Genomic DNA, 13,041 nt, shown 5'->3' with positions numbered 1-13,041 from the left:
CGCCATGAAGAAACTCTCCGCACTGGTTGTGCTGCTGGTCCTGGCCCTGGCGGCCTGGTGGTTCGGCGGCCCCTACCTGACCGTCAATGGCCTTTCCAAGGCCATCGAGCAGCGCGACACCGCGCGCCTGGAACGCTACGTCGATTTCCCGCGCGTGCGCAGCAGCCTGCGCGCGCAGCTCAATGACTACCTGGTGCGCCAGGCCGGCCCGGACGTGGCGGCCAGTCCCTTCGGTGCCCTGCTGTACGGGCTGGGCGACCAGCTGGGCGGTGCCGCGGTGGACACCATGGTGACCCCCACCGGGATCGGCGCGATGCTGCAGGGCCACGTGCTGTGGAAGCGCGGCCGCAATGAACTGCAGGGCGGCGATGCCTTCGGCCCGACCGAACCGGCGCGACCGTTGAAGCATGCCGAACACCATTTCGAAGCGCTGGACCGCTTCGTGATCGATGTCGATCGCGGTCCCGGCCAGCCGCCGATGAAGGTGGTGCTGGAGCCGCAGGGGCTGCGCTGGAAGGTGGTGGATCTGCAGTTGGGGATGTCGGGCAGCCCTTGATCGGACCCGTGGCCTGACGGCAGTGCCAACCAACGGTTGGCACCTGCCGGTCGAATCCGCCCTATCCCTCGTTGGCGACGCCGTGCGGTACGTGGCCGGCAGCCACATGCTCGCGGGCGCTGTCGATGTTGTGCTGCGAATCGTCGAAGAAGATGTCGGCGCCGAACGCCTGCAGGAACGGCCCCTTGTGCCGGCCGCCGAGGAACAGCGCTTCGTCCAGGCGCACGCCCCACTCGCGCAGGGTGCGGATCACCCGCTCATGGGCCGGCGCCGAACGCGCAGTCACCAGTGCGGTACGGATCGGCGCGCTCTCGCCGGCAGGGAATACTTCCTGCAGCGTGTGCAGCGCTGACAGGAAGCCACGGAACGGACCGCCGCTGAGCGGCTCGCGGGCCCGTTCGCGCTCATGGCGGCCAAAGGCTTCCACGCCCTGCTCGCGCGAAATGCGTTCACTCTCGTCACCAAAGATCACCGCGTCACCGTCAAAGGCGATGCGCAGCTGCCCGGCAGGGCGACCGATGTCGATCTGGTCGGCCGCTGCGGCTGCGGTCTCGCCAGGCGGCTTGGGCAGGATGGTCGCCGCCGCGATGCCATGGCGCAGCGCGCTGCGCACCGATTCGGGGTTGGCCGACAGGAACAGGTCGGTGCCGAACGGCTTCACGTAGGGCCAGGTCGGCTCGCCGGCGGTGAACGTCGCGCGGATGATGCCCAGGCCATAGTGCTGGATCGAATTGAAGATGCGCAGGCCGGTGTCGGCCGAATTGCGCGACAGCAGGATCACCTCGACCCGCGGGTCCTCCGGGCTGGCACCCTGGTTCAGGGCCAACAGCTTGCGCACTACCGGGAAGGCCACGCCAGGTCCGAGGATGTCGTCCTCATGCTGGCGCTGGAATTCTGCATAGGCCGCCACGCCATCGCTCTCGAACAGCGCATGGCTTTCCTCGAGGTCGAACAGCGCGCGCGAGGTGACCGCGACGGTCAGCAAACGGGGGGAGTTGTCGCCCATCGGTGGGGGTCCTTCAAGCGGTCGGCAGGGCCGGCCGCCCATTGTCCTCAAAAAACGAACTGTTCGCTCAGGATCCGGTCTTCCAGGTTGTGTTCCGGGTCGAACAGCAGGGTCACGCGCCGGTCCCTGGACTCGCGGATGGTCACCTCCACTACGTCGCGGGTCTCGTGCGAGTCAGCGGTGACGCTGACCGGACGCTTGTAGGGATCGAGCACGCGGAAGCGCACTTCGGTATCGGCCTTGAGGATCGCCCCGCGCCAGCGTCGCGGCCGATATGGGGCCAGCGGCGTCAGCGCGATGGTATGCGACCCCAGCGGCAACACCGGGCCGTGCGCGGAATAATTGTAGGCGGTGCTGCCGGCCGGGGTGGCGACCAGCACGCCGTCACCGATCAGTTCGGCCACGCGCTCCTGGCCGTTCAGGTCGATGCCGATATGCGCAGCCTGCCGGGTCTGGCGCAGCAGTGAAACATCGTTGTAGGCCAGCGACCCGGTACTGGTGCCCGATTCGGTCAGCGCCACCATCTCCAACGGGCGCAGGTTGGCCGGTTCGGCACGGGCGATGCGCGCCTGCACGTCATCGTCGCCGCGGTACTGGTTCATCAGGAAGCCCACGGTGCCCAGCTTCATGCCGAACACCGGCTTGCCCAGGTGCCCGTGCCGGTGCAGGGTCTGCAGCATGAAACCGTCGCCCCCCAGCGGGCAAAGCACGTCGGCCTGCTCAGGCGCGTGATCGCCATAACGCGAGACCATCGCCGCGCGGGCCATCTGCGCGGGCTCAGCGGTGCTGGCCAGGAAAGCGATGCGGGGGGTGTCGCTCATGGGTGGATCCGGGTGGGTGTGCCAGCAAGAGCATACCCGGTAGTGCCGGCCGCTGGCCGGCAGCTTCAGCCGATAACGGTTCATGCAGTTGCCGGCCAGCGGCCGGCACTACCAAGGCAATGCAGAACGGACCCGCTTTCGCGGGGCCGCTCCTTTTCTCCACGCAGGCCGGGCATGGCCCGGCGCTACGTCACTTACGCGCCGTGGGCAGCTAGCTGGCCCAGGCGCTGCACCGCGACCGAGACGGTCGGGTAGTCCAGGGTCTTCTGCTCGGCCAGTTCGGCCAGCATCGCCAGGGTGAAGCGCAGGCTGTTGTCATCACGGCCCATCCAGGCAGCGACCTTGGCCTCGGCACTGTTGCCCTTGGTGCCCAGCACCTGCCCGGCCAGGTTGCGGTGGTTGGCTGCCAGTTCGTCACGCAGCACGCCACGTGCCACGGCGTGCCAACGGCCATTGACCTCCAGCGCATCGACCTGCTCGAACAGCCACGGCAGCTGCAGGGCATCACCCAGGCGGAAGTGGACCTTGGACACGTCCACCGGCTTCAGCTTGCGGGTGCGGGCCAGTTCGATGATGTCGAACGCCGGTTCCAGGAAGTGCAGTTCGGCCAGCTGCTGTGCCAGTGCAGACGGCAGGCCCTTTTCCTTCCACTCGGCCACCAGGGCCTCGTAGGTCGGACGCTGCGAATCCGGCAGCACACCCGAGGCAACGCGGATGTCGTTGAACGGTCCCTGGTAGCGGTTGACCGCTTCGGTGATGCCCGGCATCGCGCCCGGGCGCGACAGCAGCCAGCGCACGAACGAACGCTGCAGCTTCCAGATCACTTCCAGTGCGTCGATCTGCACCGACTCCGGCACCTTGCCGTCGAGGGCATCGATCTGCGCCCACAGCGCGCGTGCATCCAGCGTTTCACGGCTGATGGTGTACGCCTTGGCAACCTCGGCGATGGAACGACCGGTGTCTTCCTGCATGCGCATCAGGAAGGTGGCGCCCATGCGGTTGATGGTCTGGTTGGTCACGGCCGTGGCGATGATTTCGCGCTTCAGGCGGTGACGCTCCATCGCGTCGGCGTACTTCTTCTGCAGCGGGGTCGGGAAATAGCGCTGCAGTTCCTTGGACAGGTACGGATCTTCCGGGATGTCCGAATCCAGCAGCTGGTTGAACGCCACCAGCTTGGAGTAGGACAGCAGCACCGACAGTTCCGGGCGGGTCAGGCCCTGGCCGCGCGCCTTGCGCTGGGACAGCTCGGCATCGGACGGCAGGAACTCGATCTGGCGATCCAGCAGGCCCTGCTGTTCCAGCGTGCGGATGAAGTGCTGCTTGGAACCCAGGCGCTTGACCGCCATCCGCTCCATCAGGCTCAGCGCCTGGTTCTGGCGGTAGTTGTCGTTGAGCACCAGCTCGGCGACTTCATCGGTCATCGAGGCCAGCAGCTTGTTGCGCTGCTCGACGGTCAGCTTCTTGGCCCGCACCACATCGTTGAGCAGGATCTTGATGTTGACTTCATGGTCGGAGGTGTCGACACCGGCCGAGTTGTCGATGAAGTCGGTGTTGAGCAGCACGCCAGCCTGGGCAGCTTCGATGCGGCCCAGCTGGGTCATGCCCAGGTTGCCGCCCTCGCCCACCACCTTGCAGCGCAGCTCGCCACCGTTCACGCGCAGCGCGTTGTTGGCACGGTCGCCGACGTCGCTGTGCTGTTCGCTGGCGGCCTTGACGTAGGTACCGATGCCACCGTTCCACAGCAGGTCGACCGGTGCCTTCAGGATCGCACTCATCAGATCGTTCGGCGACAGCGCCTTGACGTTCTCGTCCAGGCCCAGCGCCTCACGCACCTGCGGGGTGATCTCGATCGACTTCAGGCTGCGCGGGTACACGCCGCCGCCCTTGCTGATCAGCTTGGTGTCGTAGTCCGCCCAGCTCGAACGCGGCAGGGTGAACAGGCGCTCACGCTCGATGAACGACGTGGCCGCATCCGGATTGGGGTCCAGGAAGATGTGGCGGTGGTCGAACGCAGCGACCAGGCGGATGTGGCGCGACAGCAGCATGCCGTTGCCGAACACGTCGCCGGACATGTCGCCGACGCCGACCGCAGTGAAGTCCTGGCTCTGGCTGTCACGGCCCAGCGCACGGAAGTGGCGCTTGACCGATTCCCACGCACCGCGCGCGGTGATGCCCATGCCCTTGTGGTCGTAGCCGACCGAACCACCGGAGGCGAACGCATCGCCCATCCAGAAGCCGTGCGCGACGGCCAGGCCGTTGGCGATGTCGGAGAAGGTCGCGGTGCCCTTGTCGGCGGCCACCACCAGGTACGGATCGTCCATGTCGTGGCGCACGACATCCACCGGCGGCACGATCTTGTTGTTGACGATGTTGTCGGTGATGTCCAGCAGGCCCTGGATGAACAGCTTGTAGCAGGCCACGCCGTTGGCGAAGATCGCATCGCGGTCGCCGTTCACCGGCGGGGTCTTGGCGAAGAAGCCACCCTTCGCGCCGACCGGCACGATGACGGTGTTCTTGACCATCTGTGCCTTGACCAGGCCCAGCACTTCGGTACGGAAGTCTTCGCGACGATCCGACCAGCGCAGGCCGCCACGCGCAACCGCACCGAAGCGCAGGTGGGTACCTTCCACGCGCGGGCCGTACACGAAGATCTCGCGGTACGGGCGCGGCTTCGGCAGGTCCGGCACCAGCGCCGAATCGAACTTGAAGCTGATGACATGGCCGTGCTGGCCGTTGGCATCGGTCTGGTAGTAGCTGGTGCGCAGGGTCGCGTCGATCACGCCCATGAACGAGCGCAGGATGCGGTCCTCGTCCAGGCTGGACACGCGGTCCATCAGCTTCAGCAGCGCATCGCGCGCGGCCTGCATCTGCGCGTCACGGTCGCCCTTGCGGGCGTCGACCACGGTCTTGAGCACCTTCAGGGTGGCCTCGTCGCCAGCAGCCAGCACATCGAAGTGGGCCTTCAGCTGGGCCTGGCCGGCGGCGATGTCGTCCTTGCTCTCGTGGCCGGTGGCTGGATCGAAGCGGGCTTCGAACAGCTCGACCAGCAGACGGGCCAGCAGCGGGTAGCGCGCGAACGTGCCTTCCACGTAGGCCTGCGAGAACGGCACGCCGGTCTGCAGCAGGTACTTGCAGTAGCCACGCAGCATGGCGACCTGGCGCCAGTGCAGGCCGGCCGCCAGCACCAGGCGGTTGAAGCCATCGTTCTCGGCATCGCCGTGCCAGACGCGGGCGAAGGTCTCGCCGAAGGCTTCATCGACACTGGCGGCATCGATCGCGCCAGCGGTGGACTCGACCTCGAAGTCCTGCACGTATACCGGGGCGTTGTCGACCGACAGGCGGTACGGACGCTCGGCGATCACGCGCAGGCCCATGTTTTCCATCATCGGCAGCGCGTCCGACAGCGGGATGTCGTCCAGCTGGCGATACAGCTTCAGGCGCAGACCATCGCCGCTTTCGCGCGGCACGGCCTGCAGGCTCAGGCGCAGGTCGTCCGGGCCGGTCAGCGCGTCGAGCTGGCTGACATCGTTGGCCGCAACAGCCGTGCTGTTGTCTTCGATGTAACCGGCCGGCAGCGCCTTGCCGATGCGGGCGGCGATGCGCAAGCCTTCGGTCTCGCCATGGCGGGCCACCAGCGCCTCGCGCAGGTCGTCCTGCCAGTTGCGCAGGACCTGGGCCAGCTTCTGCTCCAGTTCGGCGGTATCGACGTCGAGCATTTCACCCGGCTTCGGGCGCACGATCAGGTGCACCTGGGCCAGCGGCGATTCGCCCAGCACCACCGAGCTGTCGACGAACTCGCCGTGCAGCGCGTCCTTCAGCATCGCTTCGATGCGCAGGCGCACGTCGGTGTTGAAGCGCTCGCGCGGCAGGTAGACCAGCGCGGAGATGAAACGGCTGTACTTGTCGCGGCGCAGGAACAGGCGGCTGCGCACGCGTTCCTGCAGGCCCAGCACGCCCATCGCGGTGCGGAACAGTTCGTCCTCGCTGGACTGGAACAGTTCTTCGCGCGGCAGGGTTTCCAGGATATGGCGCAGGGCCTTGCCACTGTGGCTGGCCGGGGCCAGGCCGGACTGCTTCATCACGTGCTCGTGGCGCTGGCGCACCAGCGGGATTTCCCACGGGCGACGGTTGTAGGCGCTGGAGGTGAACAGGCCGAGGAAACGCTGCTCGCCGATGATCTTGCCCTTGGCGTCGAACTCCAGCACGCCGATGTAGTCCATGTAACCGGCGCGGTGCACGCGCGAACGGGCATTGGTCTTGGTCAGGATCAGCGCGTCCTTCAAACCGGACGTGGTGTTCAGGCCCTGCGCGGCCAGGGTCTTGACCGGACGGGCGGCGGACTTGTCCTTGCCGCGCATCAGGCCCAGGCCGGTGTCGTTCAGCGGCGCCAGCACCTCTTCCTTGCCCTGCTTCTCGACGCGGTACTCGCGGTAGCCGAAGAAGGTGAAGTGGTTGTCAGCGGCCCAGCGCAGGAACTCCTGTGCTTCCTTGCGCGACGCGTCGTCGACCGGCAGCTGGCGGCTGCCCAGGTCGTCGGCCAGCGCCAGCGCCTTGTCCTTCATCGGCTGCCAGTCGCGCACGATCGCACGCACTTCATCCAGCGCCTTGTTGATGGCCTGTTCGATGGCGGCCATGGCGTCGGCCGGTTGGCGGTCGATCTCCAGCAGCATCACCGACTCGGCATCACCCTCGCCGACCTTGACCAGCTTGCCGGCCTTGTCGCGGGTGAAGCGCAGCACCGGGTGGCCCAGCACGTGGACACCCACGCCCTGCTCGGCCAGCGACATGGTGACGGTGTCGACCAGGAACGGCATGTCGTCGTTGACGATCTGCAGCACGGTATGCGGCGATTCCCAACCGTTGGCCTTCGCGGTCGGATTGAACACGCGGACGTTGGCCTTGCCAGCCTTGCGGGCACGGGCGAATTCCAGCGTCTCAGCCGCGAGAGCGGCCCACTCTTCAGCGCTGTGGTGCGGGAACTCGTCCGCCTCCATACGCTTGTAGAAGTCAGTGGCAAAGGCCACTGCTTCGGCCTGTGCGGCCGCGGGGTAGCGCTTGCGCAAGGCCGTGTACACCGGCTCCAGGGAGAAACCAGCGGTCACTGCGACCTCCGCTTCTGCTGGTTTGGTCTTGTTTTTCACGGTCTTGGCTGCGGTTTTTTGCGGTTTCATGGCAGAGCGATGCGCTTGCTCAGTTGGGAAAATGAAATTGTAGCCCTACCGCGGGAAAAGGCCTTGCTGCAGGACGGAATAAGCAGATTCGGGTTTGCTGCGGTTTAGACGCCTATTCAGTTCGCGCCAGTAGGGTGATGGCGCCCCGGTTCGGCTCTGGCGACAGGATCGGCAAAGCGTGTTACCGGAAGACACACGCGGCAACGCCGTTTCGATTCCACAATCCTGAACTGGACGGTATAGTCCACCGCGTGAATCCGGCCTACCTCCCCGTTGCCCTCGACGCACGCGATGAGCGCGTGTTCGAAGCCGTACGCCAGCTGTTGGCCCAGCAGGGCATGCAGATGAGCATGGACGCAGTGGCCCAGCATGCGGGCTGCTCCAAGCAGACCCTGTACTCGCGCTACGGCAGCAAGCAGGAGCTGCTTCGCCGGGTGATGCAGCGCCATGTCGGCCACGCCACCGGCGCCATGGTCCGTGCACTCCGCACTGACGACCTGCGTGCCAGCCTGCTCCAGTTCGCCATTGACTTCCTGGAGCACTTCAACCAACCGCACGTGGGCCAGGCCTGCCGGCTGATTGCCGCCGATGCGGCCCAGTTTCCCGAAGAGGCGCGTACGCTGTACCGGCACGGTGCCGGCGCGCTGACGCTTCATCTTGCTGAATGGATTGAAACCGTTTGCATGCGTGGCCAGCTCCGGCATGACGACCCGCACTTCATGGCCGAACTGCTGCTGAGCATGATTGCCGGTCAGGATTTCGACAAACAGCGTTTCCATACCCCCCACCGTGATGACGCACTGCTGCGTCGGCGTTGGGCAGAGTTCTCCGTCGACAGCTTCCTGCGCGCCTTCGCGCCACAGCCGTCGGCGGCCCCGTCTACAAACCAACCCCGGAGTTCCTCCTGATGACCGCCCCACTCCGCACCCTTGCCTTGACGTGCGCCGTTGCTGTCGCGCTGGCTGCCTGCAAGAAGCCGGAACAGCAGACGCCCCCGCCGCCGGAGGTGGGCGTGATCGACGCCAAGCCGCAGACCCTGCCGCTGCAGCGTGAGCTGGTCGGCCGCCTGTCGCCGTTCCGCAGTGCCGACGTGCGCGCGCGGGTGCCGGGCGTGCTGCTCAAGCGCGTCTACCAGGAAGGCTCGCAGGTCAAGCAGGGCCAGACCCTGTTCCTGATCGACCCGGCGCCGCTGCGTGCCTCGCTCAATGCGTCTGAAGCGCAGCTGGCCTCGGCCCGCGCGACCTACGCCAACGCCAAGGTGGCCGCCGACCGTGCCCGCTCGCTGGCGCCGCAGCAGTTCGTCTCCAAGTCCGACCTGGACAACGCCGAGTCGGCCGAGCGCACCGCGCTGGCCGCGGTCAAGCAGGCCGAAGCCGCCGTGACCTCCTCGCGGATCAACCTGGGTTACGCCGAAGTGACCGCGCCGATCAGTGGCGTGGCCAACAAGCAGCAGGTCACCGAGGGCGCACTGGTCGGCCAGGGCGATGTGACCCTGCTGACCACCGTCGATCAGCTCGACCCGCTGTACGTGAACTTCTCGCTGAGCGTGGACGAACTGACCCAGCTGCGCGCGCAGCAGGCCAAGGGCGCGCTGGCGCTGTCCGGCGACGGCAAGGCGACGGTGGCAGTGAAGCTGGCCGATGGCAGCACCTACAGCGAGCCGGGCACGCTGGACTTCTCCTCCACTACTGTCGACCCGGCCACCGGTGCAGTGTCATTGCGCGCTCTGCTGCCGAACCCGCAGCAGATCCTGCTGCCAGGTGCCTTCGTCAGCTTCCAGGCCAACCTGGGCGAGCGCAACAACGCCTACCTGGTACCGCAGCAGGCCCTGCTGCGCGATACCACCGGCGGCTACGTGATGGTGGTCGGCGCCGACGGCAAGGTCGTGCGCAAGAACGTGAAGACCGATGGCGCGCAGAACGGCAACTGGCTGGTCAGCGACGGCCTGGCCGCCGGTGACAAGGTGATCGTGGCCGGCGTGCAGAAGGTCAAGGAAGGTGCACCGGCGGTGGCCAAGCCGTGGACCCCGGGGCAAGACGCCAACGGCAAGCCTGCCGCAGGCGGCGCCGCTCCGGCGGGCGCGGCACCGGCCGCAGGCAAGGCACCGGCCGACGCTGCCAAGCCCGAGCAGGCCGATGCGGCCAAGCCGGCCGCCACCGATTCGAACAAGCAGTAACGGGAACCTTCCGTCATGCCTAAATTTTTCATCGAACATCCAGTCTTCGCCTGGGTGGTTGCGATCCTGATCTCGCTCAGCGGCGTGATCGCGATCCTCAACCTGGGCGTGGAGTCCTATCCCAACATCGCCCCGCCGCAGGTCACCGTCTCGGCGACCTACCCGGGTGCCAGTGCCGACACCACGGAAAAATCGGTCACCCAGGTGATCGAGCAGCAGCTGACCGGTATCGATCACCTGCTGTACTTCAGTTCCTCGTCCGCGTCCAACGGCCGTGCGCAGATCACCCTGACCTTCGAGACCGGTACCGATCCGGACATCGCCCAAGTGCAGGTGCAGAACAAGGTCTCGCTGGCCACGCCACGCCTGCCCTCGGAAGTGACCCAGCAGGGCGTGGTGGTGGCCAAGGCCAACGCCGGCTTCCTGATGGTGGTGGCGCTGCAGTCCGATACCCCGACCATCAACCGTGACGCCCTGAACGACATCGTCGGTTCGCGCGTGCTCGATCAGGTCTCGCGCATCCCCGGCGTCGGCAGCACCCAGCAGTTCGGTTCCGAGTACGCCATGAACATCTGGCTGAACCCGGAGAAGATGCAGGGCTATGGTCTGTCGGCCAGCCAGGTACTGGCCGCGGTACGTGCGCAGAACGTGCAGTTCGCCGCCGGTGCGCTGGGTTCGGACCCGTCGCCGGAAGGCCAGCACTTCACCGCCACGGTCTCGGCCGAAGGCCGCTTCAGCTCGCCGCAGGAATTCGAGAACATCATCCTGCGCGCCAACGCTGACGGTTCGCGCGTGCTGCTGAAGGACATCGCCCGCGTCGCCTTCGGTGCCAACAACTACGGCTTCGACACCCAGTACAACGGCAAGCCGACCGGCGCCTTCGCCATCCAGCTGCTGCCGGGCGCCAATGCCCTGAACGTGGCCGAAGCGGTGCGCGCCAAGATGGATGAGCTGCAGCCCAGCTTCCCGTCCGGGGTGACCTGGTTCTCGCCGTACGACAGCACCACGTTCGTCAAGATCTCGATCCAGGAAGTGGTCAAGACCCTGTTTGAAGCGGTCTTGCTGGTGTTCCTGGTGATGCTGATCTTCCTGCAGAACTTCCGTGCCACCCTGATCCCGACCCTGGTGATCCCGGTCGCCCTGCTCGGTACCTTCCTGGGCATGTGGATGATCGGCTTCACCATCAACCAGCTGACGCTGTTTGCGATGGTGCTGGCGATCGGCATCGTGGTCGACGACGCGATCGTGGTGATCGAGAACGTCGAACGCATCATGACCGAGGAGGGCCTGGCGCCCAAGCCTGCCACGCAGAAGGCGATGACCCAGATCACCGGTGCGGTGGTGGCGATCACCGTCGTGCTGGCCGCGGTGTTCATCCCCTCCGCCCTGCAGGGCGGTGCCGCCGGTGAGATCTACAAGCAGTTCGCGCTGACCATCGCCATCTCGATGGCATTCTCGGCGTTCCTGGCCCTGGGCTTCACGCCGGCGCTGTGCGCGACCTTCCTCAAGCCGACGCACAACGACAACCCGAACATCGTCTACCGCACCTTCAACAAGTACTACGACAAGATCAGCCACACCTATGTGGGCCACATCACCTCTGCGGTGCGCCATGCGCCGCGCTGGATGATCCTGTTCGTGGTGCTGACCGCGCTGTGCGGCTTCCTGTTCACCCGCATGCCGGGCAGCTTCCTGCCGGAAGAAGACCAGGGCTATGCGCTGGCGATCGTGCAGCTGCCGCCGGGCTCGACCAAGGGCCAGACCAACGAAGTGTTCGCGCAGATGCGTGGCATCCTGGAAAAGCAGGATGGCTATGAAGGCATGCTGCAGGTTGCCGGCTTCAGCTTCGTCGGTTCCGGCGAGAACGTGGGCATGGGCTTCATCCGCCTGAAGCCGTGGGAGGAACGCAAGTTCACCGCGCCCGAGTTCATCCAGAACATGAACGGCGCGTTCTACGGCATCAAGGAAGCGCAGATCTTCGTGGTCAACCTGCCCACCGTGCAGGGCCTGGGCCAGTTCGGTGGCTTTGACATGTGGCTGCAGGACCGTAGCGGTGCCGGCTACGAACAGTTGACCCAGGCCCGCAACATCCTGCTCGGCCAGGCCGCGCAGAAACCGGACCACCTAGTCGGTGTGCGCCCGAACGGCCTGGAAAACGCGCCGCAGCTGCAGCTGCACGTGGATCGCGTGCAGGCGCAGTCAATGGGCATGTCGGTGTCGGACGTGTACAGCACCATCCAGCTGATGCTGGCCCCGGTGTACGTCAATGACTTCTTCTATGAAGGCCGCATCAAGCGCGTGACCATGCAGGCCGATGGCCCGTACCGCACCGGCCAGGAGTCGCTGAAGAGCTTCTACAGCCCGTCCAGCCTCACCACCAATGCCGACGGTACCAACGCGATGATCCCGCTCAACACGGTGGTCAAGTCCGAATGGGTGTCGGCACCGCCGTCGCTGAGCCGCTACAACGGCTACTCGGCGATCAACATCGTCGGTTCGCAGGCACCGGGCACCAGCTCGGGTGAAGCGATGCAGACCATGGAGGCGATCGTCAACGACGACCTGCCGGCCGGCTTCGGCTACGACTGGTCGGGCATGTCCTACCAGGAAATCCTGGCCGGCAACGCGGCGACCCTGCTGCTGGTGCTGTCGATCGTGGTGGTGTTCCTGTGCCTTGCCGCCCTGTATGAAAGCTGGTCGATCCCGGTGGCGGTGCTGCTGGTGGTGCCGCTGGGCGTGCTGGGTGCCCTCGGCCTGTCGATGCTGCGCGGCCTGCCCAACGATCTGTTCTTCAAGATCGGCCTGATCACCGTGATCGGCCTGGCGGCGAAGAACGCGATCCTGATCGTGGAGTTCGCGGTGGAGCAGCGCGCAGCAGGCAAGAACCTGCGTGATGCCACCATCGAAGCGGCCCGCCTGCGTTTCCGCCCGATCCTGATGACCTCGTTCGCGTTCATCATGGGCGTGATCCCGATGGCGATCTCCACCGGCGCCGGCGCCAACTCCCGCCACGCCATCGGCACCGGCGTGATCGGCGGCATGCTGTTCGCCACCCTGCTCGGCCTGCTGATGATCCCGGTGTTCTTCGTGGTCGTGCGCCGCATGCTGGGCGACAAGCTGGATGAACCGTCGAAGGAGTTCATGGAGCGCCAGCGCGACGCAGAGTCCGCCCACCGCCCGGATCGTTGATCCGGCGGTGCGCTGAAACGAAAAGGCCCCGGAGCGATCCGGGGCCTTTTTTGTTGCCGCTTCTGCATCCATGCCAACCCAGGTTGGCATCTACCGGAGCAACGGCATGCCCGGTAGCCGCC

The 13,041-nt window shown here is 66.1% G+C and carries 7 protein-coding genes; 4 read left to right on the top strand and 3 right to left on the bottom strand.

Annotated features, from left to right (window positions below):
• Positions 1–4: 4 nt before the first annotated feature.
• A complete protein-coding gene (locus AC5P7R_RS18245; RefSeq protein ID WP_111098202.1) occupies positions 5–556 on the top strand; it encodes a DUF2939 domain-containing protein in 552 nt (183 codons plus the stop codon).
• 61 nt (positions 557–617) lie between these two features.
• On the opposite strand, the gene AC5P7R_RS18240 is transcribed toward AC5P7R_RS18245, so the two are convergent.
• The 3 genes from AC5P7R_RS18240 to AC5P7R_RS18230 form a co-directional block, all read right to left on the bottom strand.
• The gene (locus AC5P7R_RS18240; RefSeq protein ID WP_021202725.1) at positions 618–1,562 is read right to left on the bottom strand and encodes a 5'-nucleotidase; all 945 of its coding nucleotides are present in this window, start codon (positions 1,560–1,562) and stop codon (positions 618–620) included.
• Between the two features lie 47 nt (positions 1,563–1,609).
• Positions 1,610–2,383, bottom strand: coding sequence for an NAD kinase (locus AC5P7R_RS18235; protein ID WP_134730874.1), 774 nt, complete (start codon positions 2,381–2,383; stop codon positions 1,610–1,612).
• Positions 2,384–2,577: 194 nt separating this feature from the next.
• Positions 2,578–7,554 (bottom strand): NAD-glutamate dehydrogenase, encoded by a 4,977-nt coding sequence (locus AC5P7R_RS18230; RefSeq protein ID WP_021202723.1) that lies wholly within the window; start codon positions 7,552–7,554, stop codon positions 2,578–2,580.
• Positions 7,555–7,805: 251 nt separating this feature from the next.
• On the opposite strand from AC5P7R_RS18230, the gene AC5P7R_RS18225 reads away from it, so the two are divergent.
• The 3 genes from AC5P7R_RS18225 to AC5P7R_RS18215 are packed head-to-tail and all read left to right on the top strand — an operon-like array spanning position 7,806 to position 12,919.
• Positions 7,806–8,462: a TetR/AcrR family transcriptional regulator gene (locus AC5P7R_RS18225; RefSeq protein WP_019660385.1), complete on the top strand. Its 657-nt coding sequence runs from the start codon at positions 7,806–7,808 to the stop codon at positions 8,460–8,462.
• Entirely contained in the window at positions 8,462–9,730 is a 1,269-nt protein-coding gene (locus tag AC5P7R_RS18220; protein ID WP_021202722.1) for an efflux RND transporter periplasmic adaptor subunit, read from the top strand. The genes AC5P7R_RS18225 and AC5P7R_RS18220 overlap by 1 nt, the downstream gene beginning before the upstream one ends.
• 15 nt (positions 9,731–9,745) lie before the next feature.
• On the top strand, positions 9,746–12,919 hold the full coding sequence (locus tag AC5P7R_RS18215) for a multidrug efflux RND transporter permease subunit (protein WP_021202721.1): 3,174 nt from the start codon (positions 9,746–9,748) through the stop codon (positions 12,917–12,919).
• Positions 12,920–13,041 lie beyond the last annotated feature (122 nt).

This window comes from Stenotrophomonas sp. YJH_SMC_27, assembly GCF_059369815.1.
Note: the sequence above shows the minus strand (reverse complement) of the source record. Positions and strands in the feature narration are given on the sequence as shown.

Coding starts and splice junctions, on each gene's coding strand:
- AC5P7R_RS18240 (WP_021202725.1), bottom strand. CDS start 1,562: ATGGGCGACAACTCCCCCCGTTTGCTGACCGTCGCGGTCACCTCGCGC.
- AC5P7R_RS18230 (WP_021202723.1), bottom strand. CDS start 7,554: ATGAAACCGCAAAAAACCGCAGCCAAGACCGTGAAAAACAAGACCAAA.
- AC5P7R_RS18245 (WP_111098202.1), top strand. CDS start 5: ATGAAGAAACTCTCCGCACTGGTTGTGCTGCTGGTCCTGGCCCTGGCG.
- AC5P7R_RS18215 (WP_021202721.1), top strand. CDS start 9,746: ATGCCTAAATTTTTCATCGAACATCCAGTCTTCGCCTGGGTGGTTGCG.
- AC5P7R_RS18235 (WP_134730874.1), bottom strand. CDS start 2,383: ATGAGCGACACCCCCCGCATCGCTTTCCTGGCCAGCACCGCTGAGCCC.
- AC5P7R_RS18220 (WP_021202722.1), top strand. CDS start 8,462: ATGACCGCCCCACTCCGCACCCTTGCCTTGACGTGCGCCGTTGCTGTC.